Annotated in this window: 10 protein-coding genes and 8 pseudogenes; 16 read left to right on the top strand and 2 right to left on the bottom strand. The window is 64.7% G+C overall.

Annotated elements, in window-relative coordinates:
- The first annotated feature begins 1 nt into the window (after window position 1).
- The 13 genes and pseudogenes from H9K75_RS13845 to H9K75_RS13785 all read left to right on the top strand — a co-directional run bounded on the left by H9K75_RS13845 (window position 2) and on the right by H9K75_RS13785 (window position 14,091).
- Window positions 2–985 carry a MurR/RpiR family transcriptional regulator gene (locus tag H9K75_RS13845; protein ID WP_187723108.1) on the top strand — a complete coding sequence of 328 codons (984 nt, stop codon included), beginning with the start codon at window positions 2–4 and terminating at the stop codon, window positions 983–985.
- A gap of 7 nt (window positions 986–992) precedes the next feature.
- Window positions 993–1,989, top strand: a pseudogene (locus H9K75_RS13840) (isoaspartyl peptidase/L-asparaginase family protein).
- Between the two features lie 43 nt (window positions 1,990–2,032).
- Window positions 2,033–3,906: pseudogene (locus H9K75_RS13835) on the top strand (dipeptide ABC transporter ATP-binding protein).
- Between the two features lie 56 nt (window positions 3,907–3,962).
- Complete coding sequence (gene gsiB, locus H9K75_RS13830) at window positions 3,963–5,516, top strand: glutathione ABC transporter substrate-binding protein GsiB (RefSeq protein ID WP_187723107.1); 1,554 nt, start codon at window positions 3,963–3,965, stop codon at window positions 5,514–5,516.
- A gap of 95 nt (window positions 5,517–5,611) precedes the next feature.
- Window positions 5,612–6,532, top strand: coding sequence for a glutathione ABC transporter permease GsiC (gene gsiC, locus H9K75_RS13825; RefSeq protein ID WP_187723106.1), 921 nt, complete (start codon window positions 5,612–5,614; stop codon window positions 6,530–6,532).
- A 24-nt stretch (window positions 6,533–6,556) separates the two neighbouring features.
- Window positions 6,557–7,474: a glutathione ABC transporter permease GsiD gene (gene gsiD / locus H9K75_RS13820; RefSeq protein ID WP_187723105.1), complete on the top strand. Its 918-nt coding sequence runs from the start codon at window positions 6,557–6,559 to the stop codon at window positions 7,472–7,474.
- Window positions 7,471–8,516: pseudogene (locus H9K75_RS13815) on the top strand (P1 family peptidase). Before gsiD ends, H9K75_RS13815 begins: the two are co-directional and overlap by 4 nt.
- Before the next feature lie 19 nt (window positions 8,517–8,535).
- Complete coding sequence (locus H9K75_RS13810) at window positions 8,536–9,360, top strand: M55 family metallopeptidase (protein WP_187723104.1); 825 nt, start codon at window positions 8,536–8,538, stop codon at window positions 9,358–9,360.
- A gap of 8 nt (window positions 9,361–9,368) precedes the next feature.
- Complete coding sequence (locus H9K75_RS13805) at window positions 9,369–10,118, top strand: aspartate/glutamate racemase family protein (protein ID WP_187723103.1); 750 nt, start codon at window positions 9,369–9,371, stop codon at window positions 10,116–10,118.
- A gap of 77 nt (window positions 10,119–10,195) precedes the next feature.
- Window positions 10,196–11,603 (top strand): annotated as a pseudogene (gene mnmE / locus H9K75_RS13800) (tRNA uridine-5-carboxymethylaminomethyl(34) synthesis GTPase MnmE).
- A gap of 41 nt (window positions 11,604–11,644) precedes the next feature.
- Window positions 11,645–12,457: a 2-oxo-tetronate isomerase gene (gene otnI, locus H9K75_RS13795; protein ID WP_187723102.1), complete on the top strand. Its 813-nt coding sequence runs from the start codon at window positions 11,645–11,647 to the stop codon at window positions 12,455–12,457.
- A gap of 137 nt (window positions 12,458–12,594) precedes the next feature.
- Window positions 12,595–13,087 (top strand): annotated as a pseudogene (locus tag H9K75_RS13790) (Crp/Fnr family transcriptional regulator).
- A gap of 134 nt (window positions 13,088–13,221) precedes the next feature.
- A complete protein-coding gene (locus H9K75_RS13785; protein ID WP_226858187.1) occupies window positions 13,222–14,091 on the top strand; it encodes a hypothetical protein in 870 nt (289 codons plus the stop codon).
- Between the two features lie 146 nt (window positions 14,092–14,237).
- Here the strand turns inward: H9K75_RS13785 and H9K75_RS13780 are convergent.
- Together H9K75_RS13780 and H9K75_RS13775 are read right to left on the bottom strand one after the other, a co-directional pair.
- Window positions 14,238–14,794 (bottom strand): annotated as a pseudogene (locus H9K75_RS13780) (adenine phosphoribosyltransferase).
- Window positions 14,795–14,873: 79 nt separating this feature from the next.
- Window positions 14,874–16,862, bottom strand: a pseudogene (locus tag H9K75_RS13775) (monovalent cation:proton antiporter-2 (CPA2) family protein).
- Window positions 16,863–16,911: 49 nt separating this feature from the next.
- On the opposite strand from H9K75_RS13775, the gene H9K75_RS13770 reads away from it, so the two are divergent.
- The 3 genes and pseudogenes from H9K75_RS13770 to lptC all read left to right on the top strand — a co-directional run.
- Window positions 16,912–17,916, top strand: coding sequence for a KpsF/GutQ family sugar-phosphate isomerase (locus tag H9K75_RS13770; RefSeq protein WP_187723101.1), 1,005 nt, complete (start codon window positions 16,912–16,914; stop codon window positions 17,914–17,916).
- Window positions 17,916–18,488: a KdsC family phosphatase gene (locus H9K75_RS13765; RefSeq protein WP_187723100.1), complete on the top strand. Its 573-nt coding sequence runs from the start codon at window positions 17,916–17,918 to the stop codon at window positions 18,486–18,488. Before H9K75_RS13770 ends, H9K75_RS13765 begins: the two co-directional genes overlap by 1 nt.
- Window positions 18,485–19,096: pseudogene (lptC, locus tag H9K75_RS13760) on the top strand (LPS export ABC transporter periplasmic protein LptC); the annotation flags it as partial. The gene H9K75_RS13765 and the pseudogene lptC, both read left to right, overlap by 4 nt.
- Window positions 19,097–19,118: the final 22 nt, after the last annotated feature.

The following is a 19,118-nucleotide window of genomic DNA, read 5'->3' as shown; positions in this document are numbered from 1 at the left end:
CATGACCATCACCACGGAAGACCCGGCCCTGACGATCTCCATCGGTGCCCGCATTGCACGGGCGCGTCCGGTGTTGACGCGCTCGCACCAGCAGATGGCCGACTATGTGCTGGCCCATCCGCTGCAGGCCGCGACGATGCCGGTGGACGAACTGGCCGATCAGGTCGGCGTGTCCATCGCCACGGCGAATCGCTTTGCGCGCGCCATCGGCCTCGATGGCTATTCGATGCTGCGTGCCGAACTGGTGCGCGGCTTCGAGGCGATGCTCGCTCCGGTCGAGAAGATGCGCGCGCGGCTCGAAAAGCCGGGCTCGGTGCACGATGCGTTCGTGGCCGCGCTCGAGGAGAGCCAGCGCAACGTGGCGGCCACGCGCGAGATGCTGGTGCCCGCGTCGTGCGAGGCGGCGGTGCATGAGATTCTGGGTGCGCGACGCGTCTACGTCGTGGGCTTTGGCTCCAGCGGCTGGCTCAGCGGCATGCTGCATCGCTATCTGGAGTCGCATTGCGAGAACGTGCATCTGCTGACCAGTGTCGCGGGATCGTCGCACGGCGCGCGTCTCATGCCGCGCATGAAGACCACGGATCTGCTGATCGCCATCTGCTTTCCGCGCTACATCACCGACACCATCCTGCTCGCGCAAACGGCGCGTGAACGCGGCGTGCGGGTGCTGGCGCTGACCGATGGACCGCAGTCGCCCATCGCCGCGTTTGCCGACTGCTGCCTGTATGCGCAGACCGAAAACTACTACGCAGCGAACTCGGAAGCGTCGATCCTGGCCCTGATCGAGGCGCTCGCAAGCGCGGTTGCGCTACAGGCCAACGAGTCCGTGCAGAGCGCCGCGCAGATGACCGAGTCCGTGCTGCCGTGGCTGCACGGTGCCGAGTCATCGCGCCTGCATCTGCGTGCCGGCGAGCACAAGCATCCATCCCGAACCGCCAACGGCGCGGCGCTCGACACCGCCGCCAGGTCGCGTTCGGCCGAATGACAACGCCATGAGCACCACCAAGAATCCGCTCCACCCGGCCGCCGTGCCCGTGATCGCCATCCACGGCGGCGCTGGCACGTTGACCCGCGCCCATATCAGCGCCGGGCAGGAGCGCGCCTATCACGCGGCGCTGCAGGCCGTGCTCATGGTCGGCCAGAACGTGCTCGCGCAGGGGGCTCGGCGATGGAGGCGGTCTGCGCAGCGGTCACCGAGCTTGAAAATTGCCCGCTGTTCAATGCCGGTCATGGCGCGGTGTTCACGGCGGACGGAACGCATGAGCTTGATGCCGCCGTGATGGACGGCGAGACGCTCGCCGCCGGTGCGGTGGCGGCCGTGATGCGGGTGCGCAATCCCGTGCAGGCGGCGCGCGCCGTGATGCGCGATGGCAAGCATGTGCTGATGATTGGCGACGGAGCCGAGCAACTGGCACGCGCGGCGGGCCTCGCGATGGTCGGCCCGGAATATTTCTTCACCGAACAGCGCCACGCCCAATGGCTCGCGGCACGGGCCAGCAGCGCCGGTGCGGTGCTCGATCACGATGGCGCGGCGGCGCTTGCCTCGCTGGGTGCGCGGCCACTGCACGAGAACCGGAAGATGGGCACCGTCGGCGCGGTGGCGCTCGACGCGCACGGCCACCTCGCAGCCGCCACGTCCACCGGAGGACTCACGAACAAGCGCCCGGGCCGGGTGGGAGACACCCCCAGATCGGTGCGGGCACCTATGCCGATGACCGCGCGGCGGCGGTGTCGTGCACCGGGCACGGCGAGAGCTTCATCCGCGTGGCGGCGGCGTTCGACGTCTGCGCGCGCATGGCCCATGGTGGCCTCTCGCTCGACGCGGCCGCAAACGCGGTGGTGCACGAGGCGCTGCCTGCAATCAACGGCAGCGGCGGACTGATCGCCGTCGACCGGCTCGGCAATGTCTGCCTGCCCTTCAATACCGAAGGCATGTACCGCGGCGTCGCGCGCGTGGGTGCAGAGCCTGAAACCCATATCTACCGCTGAGTCGCACGGCGCACCGGTTTCCCAACGGACACATTGCATGACCATGACGCATTCCCCAGCCGCCAGTTCGCCGCTGATCCTGCCCGAGCATCAGGTGCTTGCAGTGAACGACATGACGATCCGTTTCGCCACTTCGGAGCGCACGGTCGAGGCGGTGCGCAATCTCTCATTTCATGTCGATCGCGGCGAGACGCTGGCGATCGTGGGTGAGTCGGGTTCGGGCAAGTCGGTGACCTCGCTGGCGCTGATGCGCCTCGTCGAACACGGCGGCGGAAAGATCGTGAGTGGCTCGGCCATGCTGCGTCGTCGCGGTGGCTCGGTGATTGACGTCGTCAGCGCTTCGCAGGCGCAGATGCGCAGCGTGCGCGGCGCGGACGTGGCGATGATCTTTCAGGAGCCGATGACGTCGCTGAACCCGGTGTTTACGGCGGGCGACCAGATCGCCGAATCCATCCGCGTGCACCAGGGCAAGGACCGCACCGCTGCGCGCGCCGAGGCCCTGCGCATGCTGGAGCTGGTGCGCATTCCGGAAGCGAGGAACGTGCTCGACCGCTTTCCGCATCAGCTCTCGGGCGGCATGCGCCAGCGCGTGATGATCGCGATGGCGCTCTCCTGCAAGCCGCAACTGCTGATTGCCGACGAGCCCACGACGGCACTCGACGTGACGATTCAGGCGCAGATCCTGCAACTCATCCGGCAGTTGCAGGAAGAAATGCACATGGGCGTCATCTTCATCACGCACGACATGGGTGTGGTGGCCGAGGTGGCCGACCGCGTGCTGGTGATGTACCGAGGCGACAAGGTGGAAGAAGGCACGTCGGAGCAGATCTTCGCGGCGCCGCAGCACAGCTACACGCGCGCCCTGCTTTCCGCGGTTCCCAAGCTGGGGCGATGCAGGGCACCGATTTACCCAGGCATTTCGAGCTGCTGCGTGCCGATGGAACCACCGCATCGGTCGAATCGACGCCCACCGACACGCGCCCCGAAGGCGCAACGCCGATTCTGCGCGTGAAGGACCTGGTCACGCGTTTCGACTTGCGCTCGGGCCTGCTCAACCGCGTGACGCGCCGCGTGCATGCGGTCGAGCACGTGAGCTTTGATCTCTATCCCGGCGAAACGCTGGCGCTGGTCGGTGAATCCGGTTGCGGCAAGTCGACCACCGGTCGTTCATTGCTACGCCTGGTTGAAAGCCAGAGCGGGGCTATCGAGTTCGGTGGGCGCAATATTCTCGATCTGCCGCGCAGCGAAGTGCAGGCCCTGCGCCGCGACATCCAGTTCATTTTCCAGGATCCGTTTGCATCGCTCGACCCGCGTCTCACCGTCGGATTCTCGATCATGGAGCCGCTGCTCGTGCACAAGGTCGGCACGCGTGACGAGGCGCAGAAACGCGTCGACTGGCTGCTGGAAAAAGTCGGCCTGCCGCGTGAATACGCGCAGCGCTATCCGCATGAATTTTCAGGTGGACAGCGTCAACGTATCGCGATTGCGCGCGCGCTCGCGCTCAACCCCAAGGTGGTGGTGGCCGATGAATCGGTGTCCGCGCTCGATGTGTCGATCCAGGCGCAGATCGTCAATCTGATGCTCGATCTGCAACGTGAACTGGGCGTGGCGTTTCTCTTCATTTCACACGACATGGCCGTGGTCGAACGCGTCAGCCACCGCGTCGCCGTGATGTACCTTGGCCGCATCGTGGAGATCGGCCCGCGCCGTGCGATTTTCGAGAACCCGCAGCACGACTACACCAAGAAGCTCATGGCCGCTGTGCCGATTGCCGACCCGACGCGCCGCTTCATCCGGCGCGAACTGCAAGCGGGTGATATTCCCAGCCCGATCCGCGCTGTCGGCGAGGAGCCGGTGGTGCCAGCGATGGTGCAGGTAGGCCCGGATCATTTTGTCGCGCCGCCCCTGATCGCCTGAACGGCGGCGCGTTCCAGCGCGCGTTTCACTTCATTGTTTATTCACCGGAGGTTTTCATGACACACAAGGTTTCCACCCAACGCATTGCACAGAGTCTGTTGGCACTGGCCGCGATTGCAGCTTCCAGCGCGGTGCTGGCGGCGCCCACAAACCCCGTGCTGGCCATCGCCTATCCGCCCGAAACGCTGGACCCCTACAACACCAACACGACCATGACGACGGCCGTGACGAAGACGTTCTACGAAGGTCTGTTCCAGTTCGACAAGGATCTCAAGGTCAAGAACGTGCTGGCCGAGAGCCATGAGGTTTCCAAGGACGGTCTCGTCTACACCTTCAAGCTCCGGAGCGGTGTGAAGTTTCACGATGGCAGCGACTTCAATGCCGAAGCCGTGAAAACCAATCTCGAACGCGTGATGGATCCGGCCAACCGGCTGCTGCGCATCACGCAGTTCAATCGCATCTCCAAGGTGGAGGCGATTGACGCGCTCACCGTGCGCATCACGCTCAAGGAAGCCTTTGGTCCGTTCATCAACTCGCTGGCACACGCCTCGGCAGCCATGATCTCGCCGACCGCGCTCAAGAAGTGGGGCAGCAAGGACATCGCCTTCCACCCGGTGGGCACCGGCCCGTTCGAATTCGTCGAGTGGAAGCAAACCGAATCCATCATCGGCAAGAAGTTTGCCGGTTACTGGAAGAAGGGCTATCCGAAGGTCGAGCAGATCATCTGGAAACCGGTTCCCGAAAACAATACCCGCGCCGCAATGCTGCAGACCGGCGAGGCCGACTTCGCGTTCCCGCTGCCCTACGAACAGGCCGACAACCTGAAGAAGAACGACAAGGTCAACGTCGTGAACACGCCGTCGATCATCGTGCGCTTTTTGAGCCTGAACATGCTGCAGAAGCCGTATGACAACCTCAAGGTGCGTCAGGCGATTGCCTATGCCATCAACAAGGAGGCGCTCGCCAAGGTGGCATTCGGTGGCTATGCGGTTCCCGCGCAGGGCATCGTCCCGCAGGGCATTCAGTACGCCGTGAAAATGGACCCGATTCCCTACAACGTCGCCAAGGCCAAGGAACTGCTCAAGGAAGCGGGCCTGCCCAACGGCTTTGAATCGGTGATCTGGAGCGGCTACAACAACACCACGAGCGTGAAGGTCGCGCAGTTCGTGCAGCAGCAGCTCGCGCAGGTCGGCATCAAGCTCAAGGTGCAGATTCTCGAGCCCGGTCAGCGTACGGAATTGGTCGACGCATGGCCTGATCCGAAGACTGCGGGCGTGCGCATGTACTACATCGGCTGGTCCTCCTCCACGGGCGAGGCAGATTGGGCGCTGCGTCCGCTGTTCGCGACCGAAGCCTGGGCGCCCAAGCTGCAAAACGTGGCGTACTACAGCAATGAAGTGGTGGACAGCGGCATCGCCAAGGCGCTGGTCACCAACGATTCCAACGAACGCGCAGCGCTGTACAAGTCGGTGCAGGAGCAGCTCATGAAGGATCTGCCGCGCATTCCTCTGGTCACCGAAGTGAATCTTTCGGGCCATTCCAAGCGTCTGTCTGGCGTACACGTGATGCCCGACGCGAACATCAACGCGGATGAGATCTCCGTGAAGTAAGGCCTCCTCCTGCCTCACGCGCCGTCAACCATGGTGCGTGAGGCGGATTTCCGGTTGATTTCTAGATTTTCTGCTGCAAGCGCAGCAACGCTTTCATGCTGAATTACTTCCTCAAGCGGCTGATCGGCCTGCTGCCCACACTGCTGATCGTTGCGGTGCTGGTGTTCCTGTTCGTCCACATGCTGCCCGGCGATCCCGCGCGGCTGGCTGCGGGCCCGGAGGCCGATGAAGCCACCGTGCAGGTCGTGCGCAAGGAACTGGGACTGGACCAGCCGTTGCCAACGCAGTTCGTGCACTTCTTCACGCGCATGTTGCAAGGCGATTTCGGCACCTCGATGATCACCAATCGTCCGGTATCGGCCGAGATTGCGGAACGCTTCATGCCGACGCTGTTGCTCACCATCACGAGCATGGTGTGGTCGGTCATCTTCGGCATGGGGATCGGCATCATCTCGGCGGTGTATCGCAACCAGTGGCAGGACCGGCTCGGCATGGCGATTGCGGTGTCCGGCATTTCGTTTCCCGCGTTCGCGCTGGGCATGTTGCTGATGCAGGTTTTTTCGGTCAACCTCGGCTGGCTGCCCACGGTGGGCGCCGATAGCTGGAAACACTACATACTTCCGTCGATCACGCTGGGCGCGGCGGTTGCGGCGGTGATGGCGCGTTTCACGCGCGCGTCGTTCGTTGAAGTGATCAACGAGGATTTCGTGCGCACCGCGCGTGCCAAGGGCTTGAACGAGCGCGTGGTGATTCTCAAGCACTGTCTGCGCAACGCGATGATTCCCGTGATCACCATGATGGGCCTGCAATTCGGCTTTCTGCTGGGCGGCTCGATCGTGGTCGAGGCCGTATTCAACTGGCCCGGCGTGGGCCGTCTGCTGGTCGATGCCGTCAACAAGCGCGACTACCCAATGATCCAGACGCTGGTGCTGATGTTCTCCCTTGAGTTCATTCTGATCAATCTGGTGGTGGACATGCTCTACGGCTACATCAACCCCACCATCCGCTACAAGTAAGCAACGCAGCAGGACACAAGCGAAATGACCACATCCCCGATCTCTCCGGCGCCCGTTGCTGCGACCGTCGCCACGGCGCAGGACGCGCGCGTGCGCACGCCGTGGCGCGAGTTCTGGCGCAAATTCAAGAAGCAGCATGTCGCCGTGGCGGCGCTCGTTTTCGTGTTGCTGCTGGTGGTGATTGCGGTGCTGGCGCCGTATCTCTCGCCGTTCGATGCCGAGAATTATTTCGACTACGACAGCCTGAATGAAGGTCCTTCGGCGAAGCACTGGTTCGGCGTCGATCCGCTGGGCCGTGACATCTTCAGCCGCATTCTCATGGGCACGCGCATTTCGCTCGCGGCGGGCGTGGTGTCGGTGGCCATCGGCTGCCTGGTCGGCACGACGCTTGGCCTGCTCGCGGGATATTACGAAGGCTGGTGGGATCGCATCGTGATGCGCATCTCCGACGTGCTGTTCGCGTTTCCCGGCATCCTGCTCGCGCTCGGCGTGGTGGCGATTCTGGGCAGCAGCATGGTCAACGTGATCGTCGCGGTGGCGGTGTTCAGCGTGCCGGCGTTTGCGCGACTGGTGCGCGGCAATACGCTGGTGCTCAAGCGCATGACCTACATCGAATCCGCGCAAAGCATTGGCGCGAACGACTGGACGATCATCATGCGCCACATCCTTCCGGGCACGATCTCGGGCATCGTGGTGTATTTCACGATGCGCGTGGGCACCTCGATCATCACGGCGGCCAGCCTGTCCTTTCTCGGCATGGGCGCGCAACCGCCGACGCCCGAGTGGGGCGCGATGCTCAACGAAGCGCGAGCCGACATGGTGAATGCGCCGCACGTGGCGCTGTTCCCGAGCCTTGCGATCTTTCTGACCGTGCTTGCATTCAATCTGCTCGGCGATGGCCTGCGCGACGCGCTCGATCCCAAGATTGATCGCCAGACATGACGACCTCCCACACGCAGCCGCCGCGCATCGGACAGCTCGCATCGGGTGCGCGCGATGCAATCACGGACGTTGCGGGTGTCACCGTTGGCAGCGTCACGCTCGCCGACGATGGCGTGCAGACCGGCGTGACCGTGATCCGTGCGCACGCACAGGACGCGTTTCGCCACAAGGTGCCGGCAGGGGTCGTGGTGATCAACGGGTTTGGCAAGAGCGTGGGGCTCATGCAGCTCGAAGAACTCGGGCAACTGGAAACGCCGATTGCGCTGACCAACACCTTCAGCGTCGGCGCGCTTGCGCAGGCGCAGATCGCGCAATGCGTGCGTGACAACCCGGAGACGGGCCGCACGCTACCCACCGTGAATCCGTTGGTGCTCGAATGCAACGACGGCTATCTCAACGACATCCAGCGCATGGCGGTGACGGCGCAGCACTATGAACAGGCCTTGCGCTGTGCGGGCGAGGTCGTGGAGCAGGGCTCGGTGGGTGCGGGGCGCGGCATGTCGAGCTTTCAGTACAAGGGCGGCATCGGCTCGGCATCGCGCCGTGTGGGGCTGGCCGATGGCACGAACTACACCGTTGGCGCGCTGGTGCTTTCCAACTTCGGCGTTCGCGCCAATCTGTTGTGGGGCGGCGAGCCGCTCGGGCAAAGATTGGCGACCGGCGACGCGCCGGTGCAGCGCGCGGAAAAGGGCTCGATCATCATGGTGCTCGCGACCGACGCGCCGCTCGACGCGCGCCAGTTGCATAGACTCGCGTGGCGCGCCGGCGCGGGCTGGCGCGCACTGGCTCGGTGTTCGGCCACGGCAGTGGCGACATCGCGCTCGCGTTCTCGACGGCCTACACCTTGCCGCATCTTCCCGACGCGCCCATGCCGCGCATTGCCATGGTGCACGAGGCCCTGCTCGACGGGTTTTTCCAGGCCACCGCCGACAGCGTGGAGCAGGCCATCATCCATGCGCTCTGGCACGCCAGCCCGGTCACTGGGCGTGATGGCAACCACCGTGCGTCGCTGCGCGACGTGCTCTCGACCCTGGGCGCATGAGCCCTTTCTTTCAAGCCCTATGAAGATTCTGATTTCCGTTGATATCGAAGGCGTCGCCGGTGTCTACCACCAGGAACAGGTGCGCGCCGGAAACGTCGAATACGAGCGCGCGCGGCGCTTGATGGCCGCCGAAGCCAACGCGGCGATTGCCGGTGCGTTCGATGCGGGCGCCACCGAGGTCTATGTGAACGATTCACACGGCGGCTTTCGCAACATGCCGCCCGACCTGCTCGATGCGCGTGCACAGGCCATCCAGGGCAAGCCGCGCTATCTCGGCATGGTCGCGGGCGTCGAGCTTGGATTGAATGGCCTGTGCTGCATTGGCTACCACTCGCGCGCGCAGGGGCGCGGCATTCTGGCGCACACCATCAACAGCTTTGCGTTCTCGCGGGTCAGCATGAATGGCGTGGAACTCGGCGAGGCGGGCATCTATGGGGCGCTCGCGGGCGCATATGGCGTGCCGGTGATCGCGGCCTCGGGTGACAACGTGTTCATCAGCGAAAACCGGGGGCTGTTTCCGCACGCGGAATTCGTGCAGACCAAGCGCGCCACCGGCCTGACCTCGGGCATCAGCCTGTCGCCCGAGCAGTCGTGCGCCGCGATCAAGGCGGGCGTGGCGCGTGCCGTGGCGCAGGCGTCGAGCGCGCAGCTGCCGCCATTCGTGATTCAAGGGCCGATCACGGTCGATCTCGTCACTCAGTCGCCGATGCTGGCCGATCTGTTCTGTCAGTGGCCGACGCTTGAACGCGTGGATGGTCTCGCGGTGCGTTTCACCGCGCCCGAAATCGAATCCGCGGTGCGCATGCTCAATTGCCTGTCCGCCATGTCCAGCATGTTGAAATAGCGAGCACCATGAACGATGTCACGCAGCCCGTGAGCAGAACCGTCGGAATCCTCGCAGGCATGGGCCCGGCCGCCGGTGTCGATTTTGTGCGCCTGTTTGTGGCGGCGTGCGAGAGCTGGTTGCGCGAGCATGGTCATCCCGTGCTCGATCAGTCCTATCCCGAGCACTGGATGGCGCAGTTGCCCGTGCCGGATCGCACGCTCGCGTTGTCCGATGCCAGCGCCGAGCAGCCGCTCGATGCCATGGCGCGAGGACTTCGGCAACTCGCATCGCTCGGCGCCACGGCCATTGCCATTCCCTGCAACACCGCGCACGCCTGGCACGCGGCCCTTCAGGAGCGCGTGCCCGAGGTCGAACTGCTGCACATCGCGAGCGAAACGGCCACCGACGTCGAACGCCGCGGCCTCGCTCGCGTGGCCTTGCTGGCCACCGAGGGCACCTATGGAGCGGGCCTGTACGGCCACGCGTTTGACGCGCTCGGCATCCAGTGCCTGCTGCCCGATCAAGCCGCACGAAAGCGACTCATGCAGGGCATCTACGACGGCGTGAAGGCCGGGGATCTGGCATTGGCGCAGCAGTGCTTTACCGAAGTCGGCGAGCAATTGCGCGCGCAGCATGGAGACATCGCGCTGGTCATGGCCTGCACCGAGATCCCGCTCGCCCTGCCTCAGGCGCCTGCTGCACGCGGCTGGACATTGATCGATCCCACGGCGATTCTGGCGAATGCTCTGGCACGCAGGGCCTACGCACGGGCGTGATGCCGGGATGTCGTGGACGGGGCCTGAGCCCTGATAATCAGGGCTTGTTGATCGTCCCCGAGAAAGCCACTCATTTCATGTTCGCCCGCCATCTGGATCCCATCGTCGCCATCGCCACCGCTCCCGGACGTGGGGCCGTGGGCATTGTGCGGGTGTCGGGCCGGTCGATGGGCGCGTTTGTGGAGTTGCTGCTCGGGCGCAAGCCGCGCGCGCGCGAGGCGCACTATCTGCCGTTTGCGGACGCGGCGGGGCAGGCCATCGATCATGGCCTTGCGCTGTTCTTTCCGGGCCACACAGCTACACGGGCGAGGACGTGCTCGAACTACAGGCGCATGGCGGCCCGGTCGTGCTGCAATTGCTGGTGGCGCGCTGCCTTGAATTGGCGCGCACCGCGCTTCCGCGCTTGCGACTGGCCGAACCGGGTGAGTTCACCGAACGGGCCTTCCTCAACAACAAGATGGATCTGGCGCAGGCCGAGGCGGTTGCCGATCTGATCGATGCCAGCACCGAGGCGGCGGCGCGCAGCGCGGGACGCTCTCTGTCCGGCGCGTTCTCCAACGAGATTCACACGCTGCGCGACGCGTTGATTCATCTGCGCATGCTGGTGGAGGCGACGCTCGATTTTCCGGAAGAGGAAATCGACTTTCTGAAAAAGGCCGATGCGGCAGGGCAGCTGGAAAGACTCCAGACCCAACTGGCTGCCGTGATGCAGCGCGCGCAACAGGGCGCGCTGCTGCGCGAAGGCATCAAGGTGGTGATCGCGGGCAGCCGAACGCGGGCAAGAGTTCGCTGCTCAACGCACTGGCCGGCGCGGAACTGGCCATCGTCACGCCGATTGCGGGCACGACGCGCGACAAGGTGCAGCAGACGATTCAGATCGAAGGCGTGCCGCTGCACGTGATCGACACGGCGGGCCTGCGCGAAAGCGACGACGAGGTCGAGAAGATCGGCATCGCGCGTGCCTGGGATGAGATCAAGGCCGCCGACGCCGTGCTGTTCCTGCACGACCTGACGCGTGCGAACGAGCCTGACTACGCAGCCGCCGATGCGCAGATCGCGTCCGAGCTTGCCGGTCAATTACACGAACAGGTGCCGGTGATCGATGTCTGGAACAAGACCGACGCGGCGCAAAGCGTATCGAACGCGACGGTCGATCTGCCGCCGGGGCGCGTGGCGCAGGTGCAGTTGTCGGCGCGCACCGGTGATGGCCTGGAGGCGCTGCGCCGCACGCTGCTCGAAATTGCCGGTTGGCAGTCGACCTCCGAGGGCGTGTACATAGCACGCGCGCGCCACATTGCGGCGCTGCGCGAGGTGGATGCGCATCTGATGGAATCCGCCGCGCAGATCCACTCCGACCACCCCGCGCTGGATCTGCTGGCCGAAGAATTGCGCCTTGCGCAGAACGCGCTCAATACGATTACGGGAGAGTTCACCTCGGACGATCTGCTCGGGGTGATCTTCTCGTCGTTCTGCATCGGCAAGTGACGGCGCTGATTTCGGCAAAACACTCAACAGGACAACTCGCCATGCCGCGCTTTGCCGCCAACCTGTCGATGCTCTACACCGAGCTGGAGTTTCCGGACCGGTTTGGCGCCGCCGCTGCCGACGGTTTTGAGGGTGTCGAGTTTCTGTTCCCTTATGCGTTTGCGCCGCAATTGCTGGCGCAGCGGCTGCAGCAGCACCGACTGAGCCAAGTGCTGTTCAACGCGCCGCCGGGCGATTGGGACGCGGGCGAGCGCGGCACGGCCTGCCTGCCGGGACGCGAGACGGAATTCCGCGACGGCATCGGGCTCGCGCTCGGCTATGCGCAAGCGCTGGCCTGTCCGCGCGTGCATGTGATGGCGGGGCTGGTTCCCGAGGGCCTTGATCGCGCCGACGCGCACCGCACGTACGTCGGAAATCTGCGGCATGCGGCGCGGCTCGCGGGCGAACAGGGCGTGGACATCATGATCGAGCCGATCAACGCGCGCGACATGCCGGGCTATTTTCTGTCGCGCCAAGAGGCCGCGCACGCGCTCGTCGACGAGATTGGCGAATCCAACGTCCGGGTGCAGATGGATCTCTATCACTGCCAGATCGCCGAGGGCGACCTGGCCGCGAAGCTGCGGCGGTTTCTGCCGACCGGGCGGGTCGGCCATATGCAGATCGCCGGAGTGCCCGAGCGCCACGAACCCGACATGGGTGAGGTCAACTATCCCTATCTGTTCGAGTTGATCGACCAACTGGGCTTTGACGGCTGGCTGGGCTGTGAATATCGACCGGTGCGCGGAGCCGTGCCGGGTGGCACGAGCCAGGGACTTGGGTGGCTGCGCAAGTGGCGCGGCGCAAACAAGACTTGAGTAATCTCGCGGAACTGATTAAATTGTGGGCAAACGTTTCCTAACTCACGCATTCGCGCGCGACGCCGGAGCATTCCGGGAGGGCTTGCGCGCACGCATGCTGGTTCCCTTTTCATCTTCACATAAGCTTCCACGCCATGAATACGATAGTCACAAGAAGCGATGGCAAGGCAGATCTGCATGGGTTGGTGCAAGCCATCAGTCACGCCACGGCGGAAGACAGCCTGAACAATCTGCTCAACAGCGAGCAGTGGGAATTGCTGTCTTCCTATGTCCTGCCGGTATCGTTGCCTGCGGGCAGGTCCTGTTCCAGCAGGGAACGACCGATCGCACGCTGTTTCTTCTCGAAAGCGGCTCGCTGAGCGTGCATTTCGAGGACGACAAGCAGCGCCTGCGACTGGCCATCGTCGGCCCGGGATCGGTGGTGGGAGAAGGCGCCTTCTTTTCGCATCTGCCGCGCTCGGCCACGGTGCAGGCGGGCACACCATGCAAGCTGTGGAGTCTCCCGGCCATGCGCTTTACCGAGCTGTCGAACCGCCAGCCGGCGGTGGCGCTGCATCTGGTGATGGCCGTGGGGCGGTATTATCCAAGCGCCTGGGCAATCGCAAGCGCCGCGTGGCGTCAACCTGATTGACCCATTTTTCGGGCTAGCGCTTCCCTCCAAAAGACTGGCGAACTTCTAGCGCCCCGAATAGCACGCGCCGAGGTTGCGCTGTACACTTACTTGCGCATTTTTCAAATTTGCGCTTCTTTTCAGGTGCGCCATGTCTTTTCTCAGTTGGTTTTCTAGAAGCCCATCCAAGGGTGCGCCGACGCGCAAGCCGTCTTCCCACCCCTCACCAACGGCCGCGGCAGCAGCGACGGCTGCGCAGCCGCGCGCGCCCAAGGTCGCAGACCAGGCCGAGCAGCTCGCGCGCAAGAATGTCCGCATGGAGCGCCGCGAAGCCCTGTACATGGTGGTTCGTGACGCGATGGTGCGTGCCGGCGTGTTGTCGGCAGGCTACAAATTCAAGGTGTTGTCGTTGGACCCTCAGGGCCTGCAGTTCGTCGTGATGATCGATCTCGCACGCGAATATGGCTCCAGCACGGCTCGCTTGGGTGAAATCGAGAGCCTGATCATCCAGAGCGCCAAGACGCGTTTTGAAATTCTCGTGACGGCGGTGTACTGGCGCATGCATGACAACTCGGCCGTGGGCCTGCACATGCGCCGCGCGACGGACAAGGAATCGGGACCAGCCACTGCGTCGGGCACGCCCAACACGATTCGCGCGCCGATCATGCCGGTGGGCTCGTACGAGGCGCGGGCGTCGGCGCCAGCGCCGCTGCGCGCCAATTCCGGACTGACGCCGCTTGCCAGTCTGCGTGCGCCGCTGGAGAGCGCCAGAAGTCCCCTGCTGGACAGAACTGCCGCAGCGCCCGTATCTCCCACAACTCCTGAGGCCGCCCGCAGGCCAGCGCCCGCAGCATCGCTCAGCGCCCGAAATGGCGCGCCCGGCGCGGGTCATTTCGATCCGATCGAGGACGATGAAGTGGCCGCATTCAGGCGCGCGCTCCACGGCATGGCGGCGGGGGGGCGGCGCGGCCCAATGCCGCAGCGGATCGTCCCGGCACCACGGTGCGCAGCGGCCCGATGACGCGCTCGCCGTTGCTGCAACCTTCGGGCTCGTCGAGTTTCGCGGATACGGTGATGCCCGCCGACTCGGCCAGTTCCGACCTGAGCGCCACGCAATACGGCGATCTGTAGCCGCGGCAGAGCGAACCGGCGCGCGAATGCGCGGGTTCAGTGCCCGTCGAAATCCACCAGGTTGAAAATCTTCAGCCCCGATGCGCGCAGGCGCGTGGAACCACCCAGCTCGGGCAGATCGACGATGGCGGCGCCCTCGGTCACCGTGGCCCGAGCCGTTCGAGCAGGTTCTTGCCCGCCATCATCGTGCCGCCGGTGGCGATCAGGTCGTCGATCAGCAACACCCGGTCGCCGCGCTGGACCGCATCGGCGTGCAGTTCGACCGTGGCGCTGCCGTATTCGAGTTCGTAGGTTTCTTCGACCGTCGTGAAGGGCAGCTTGCCTTTCTTGCGTATCGGCACGAAGCCGACATTGAGTTCATACGCGATCACCGCGCCGATGATGAAGCCGCGCGCATCGAGGCCCGCGACGATGTCGGGGCGCATGGACTTGTCCATGTAACGGTGCACGAACGCGTCGATGAGCACGCGAAACACCTTGGGGTCCTGCAGCAGCGGAGTGATGTCGCGAAACTGCACGCCCGGCGCAGGCCAGTCGGGCACGGTGCGGATGTGCTGGCGCAGGTATTCGTTGACGCTCAGTGACTGCTGCATGATGGTGTGGCCGTGCGTGAGAAAAAGAGAGAAGAGTGGGGAGGAAGACAGGAAGGGGTGCGGGCGAACCTCGTGCCCCTCACTTGCCGCGCAGCAGCAGGTCTTCCGTCAGGGCCAGCGCCCTGGGCAGGCCGCGCAGCACCAGTGTATCGCCTTCGCCGAGCAGCGACGGGTCGGCCATGTCGGCGCTGACTGAGCCATTGGCGCGCCGTACGGCGACGAATTGCACCTCGCGCGAACCCAGAGCCAGTTCATGCAGCGCACGGCCGAGCGCGGCGGCACCCGAGGGCAGCGTGAATGATTTCAGCCGCTCCTGATCGAGTTCCGCAGGCGTGTCGTCGTCCGCACCATGGAAGTAGTCGCGCAGCAACTGGTAGCGGCCCTCGCGCTGCTCGCGCACCAGCCGGATCACGCGGCGCATCGGCACGCCCACCAGCGCGAGCGCATGGCTTGCCAGCATCAGCGAGCCTTCGATGGCCTCGGGCACGACCTCGCTCGCGCCCGCGAGCTGCAGCTTGTCGAGGTTGGCATCGTCCACCGTGCGCACGATGACGGGCACGCCCGGCGCATGCTTCTTGATGTTGGCAAGCGTCTTGAGCGTGGCGTGGGTGTCCAGATGCGTGATCACCACGGCGCTCGCCCGCGCCAGCCCGCCGCCATCAGCGCCTGAAGGCGTGTGGCGTCGCCATAGACCACGGATTCACCGCCCGCGGCCGCCTGACGCACGCGATCCGGGTCGAGGTCGAGCGCGAGATAGGGAATGTGCTCCAGCGTCAGAAGCCGTGCAAGGTTCTGCCCCGAGCGTCCGTAGCCGCAGATGACCACGTGGTGATCGGTATTGATCGCCTGCCGCGCGATCTGCGTCATCTGTAGCGACTGCTGCAACCAGTCGCTTGCGGCGAGCCGCATGACGATGCGATTGCTGTACTGGATGAGCAGCGGCGTGAACAGCATCGACACGACCATGGCCGCGAGAATCGGGTTTTTCAGTGCCGGTTGCACCAGCCCTGCGCCGTGCTCAGCGACAGCAGCACGAAGCCGAATTCCCCGGCCTGCGCCAGATAGATGCCGGTGCGCAGCGACACGCCGGCCGTCGATTTCATGGATCGCGCGATGGCGAAGATCACGATGCCCTTGACCAGCATCGGCACGATCAGCAGCAACAGCACCAGCGCCCAGCGCTCCACGAGAATATGCCAGTCGAGCTGCATGCCAATGGTGATGAAGAACAGGCCGAGCAGCACGTCGTGAAACGGGCGGATATCGGTTTCCACCTGGTGCTTGTATTCGGTTTCCGACACCAGCACGCCCGCGATGAAGGCGCCGAGCGCAAGCGACAACCCGGCCAGTTCGGTGAGCCACGCGAGCCCCAGCGCGAACAGCAGCAGGTTGAGCATGAACAGCTCTTCGCTGTGACGGCGTGCCACGAGATTGAACCACCAGCGCATCAGGTGCTGACCGCCGGTGAGCAGGATGGCGATCAGGGCACCGGCTTTGAGCATTTCGAGCGGCAGCGCCCAGATCAGCTTGTCGGGATCGGTGCCGAGCGCGGGAATCAGGATCAGCAGCGGCACCACGGCCAGATCCTGAAACAGCAGGATGCCCATCACGCGGCGGCCATGTTCGGTCTCCAGCTCGGCGCGCTCGGCCATCATCTTCACGACGATGGCGGTGCTGCTCATCACCAGCGTGCCCGACAGCGCCACGGCGGTCTGCCAGCTCATGTCCCAGACGCGGCCCACGAAACGCGAGAGCAGCATCAGCCCGATGAACGACAGCAGCATGGTGAGCACCACCTGCATGAGGCCCAGGCCAAACACGAATTTGCGCATCGCCCGCAGCTTGGGCAGGCTGAATTCCAGGCCAATGGCGAACATCAGGAACACCACGCCGAACTCGCCGAGATGGCGCACGCCTCGGAATTGCTCGCCAGCGCCAGCGCATGCGGGCCGATCAGCACTCCGGCCGCCAGGTAGCCGAGCATGGGTGGTTGCTTGAGCGTGCGGCAGACGACGACGGCCAGCACGGCGGCGAGCAGGTAGAGCAGGGTGAGGGCCAATGAGGACATGTCCGATGCTAAACGAGCCAAAGGCAGATGCGCCCTATAAAATTCCCGAATGTCTTCCTCTTTATCCATTCCGCCCCTTTCGTTCGACCCGGCCCGCGCATTGCAGTTGGCCCGGGAGGCGTTGCGGGACGAGGCCCATGCGCTCGTGGCCCTGTCCGATCGCGTAGGGGAATCCTTCGTCAACGCGGTTGAGCGCATCCTCGCCACTCCCGGCCGCGTGGTGGTCATGGGCATGGGCAAGAGCGGCCATGTGGGCCGCAAGATCGCGGCGACGCTGGCATCCACCGGCACACCGGCATTTTTCGTGCATCCGGCCGAGGCCAGCCATGGCGATCTCGGCATGGTCACTCAGGGCGATCTGGTGCTTGGCATTTCCAACAGCGGCGAGGCCAATGAACTGACCGTGCTGCTGCCGGTCCTCAAGCGCCAGGGCATTCCGCTGGTCGCCATGACCGGTGGCATGGAGTCCTCGCTTGCCAAACATGCCGACGTCGTGCTCGACAGCGGCGTGGAGCGCGAGGCCTGCCCGCTGAACCTCGCGCCGACCACCAGCACCACCGCGCAGATGGCGCTCGGCGACGCGCTGGCGGTGGCGCTGCTCGACGCACGCGGCTTTCGTGCGGAAGACTTCGCGCGCTCGCACCCCGGCGGGGCGCTGGGCCGCAAGCTGCTCACGCTGGTGCGCGATGTCATGCGCACCGGCGACGAGCTGCCGCGCGTGCCCTTCGACGCCTCGTTCAGCGCACTGATGCGCGAGATGAGCGCCAAGTCTCTGGGCGCGTCCACGGTGGTCGATGCAGAGGGGCGTCTGCTGGGCATCTTCACCGATGGCGATTTGCGCCGCCGCATCGAATCGGGTGGCGAGCTGCTCGGCGCAAAAGCCGGCGAGGTGATGCACACGCGACCGCGCACCATCCGTCCACAGGCGCTCGCGGCCGATGCAGCGGCACTCATGGAGCAGCATTCCATCACCAGCGTGCTGGTCACTGACGAACAGGGCACACTGCTCGGCATGGTCCATATCGGCGATCTGATGCGCGCAAAGGTCATTTGATGAGCAATTCCCAGGCTGCGGCAAAGCCGCTGCAACCCGCGCTGCGGATCGATCCCGAACTGCTACTGCGCGCGCAACCGGTACGGGTGGTTTTTTTCGACGTGGACGGCGTGCTCACCGATGGCGGGCTGTATTTCTCGGAGACCGGCGAAACCCTCAAGCGCTTCAACACGCTCGACGGCCACGGTCTGAAGCTGCTGCAAAAGGCGGGCATCACCCCGGCCGTAGTCACCGGTCGCGATTCACCGGCATTGCGCTTGCGCCTGAAGGCGCTCGGCGTGGTGCATGCGCGTTTCGGCACCGAGGACAAGCGTCCGGCAGCCGAAGCGATTCTGGCCGAGCTGGGACTTGACTGGAGCCAGGCAGCCGCCATGGGCGACGACTGGCCCGATCTGCCCGTGATGCGCCGCGCCGCATTCGCCTGCGCGCCGCCGAACGCGCAGGTCGAGGCCAAGGCCAATGCGCACTACATCACCGGGGCCGCCGCAGGCCATGGCGCGGCGCGTGAATTCTGCGACCTGCTGCTGGTGGCCAGCGGCAGATACACGCAATTGCTGGCGGAGTACGCATGACCCTCAACGAGCGCATGCGCCGCGTCTGGGAGATCTTCTCCATCTACCTGCCGATCTTGCTGATGAGCCTGCTGGCGCTCGGTACCTGGTGGCTGGTGCGCAATGCCCCCAAGCCGGTCGAGCAGCCACAGCAGCGCGCGGTGTCGCACGAGCCCGACTACTACATGCGCGACTTCTCCATCAAGTCGTTCGACGCCACGGGCCGCCTGCAAAGCGAGATCAAGGGCGAGACGCTGAAGCACTTCATGGACACCGACACGCTGGAAATTCAGAAGGCGCACATGCGCACCGTCAGTCCGGATGGCCGCGTGACGCTGGCTACGGCCAATCGCGCGCTTTCGAATTCCGACGGCACCGAGGTGCAACTGTTTGGCGATGCGGTCGTCACGCGCGAGGAGTTCAGCAAGAGCGGCACCAAGCCGGTTCCGCCGATGCAGTTCCGCGGCGAATTCCTGCACGTCTGGCCCAACGAGGAACGCGTGAAGTCGCATCTGCCCGTGACGCTCACGCGCGGGCCGGATCAGTTCACCGGCAATGCCATGGACTTCGACAACTTCAGCCAGGTGCTCAGCATGCACGGCGACGTGAAGGGCCGGATGCAACCGGGTCGCGTCACCTCGACGATTTCAC

It is taken from the genome of Diaphorobacter aerolatus (assembly GCF_014489535.1).
GTDB classification, from domain to species: Bacteria; Pseudomonadota; Gammaproteobacteria; order Burkholderiales; family Burkholderiaceae_C; genus Diaphorobacter_A; species Diaphorobacter_A aerolatus.
Note: the sequence above shows the minus strand (reverse complement) of the source record. Positions and strands in the feature narration are given on the sequence as shown.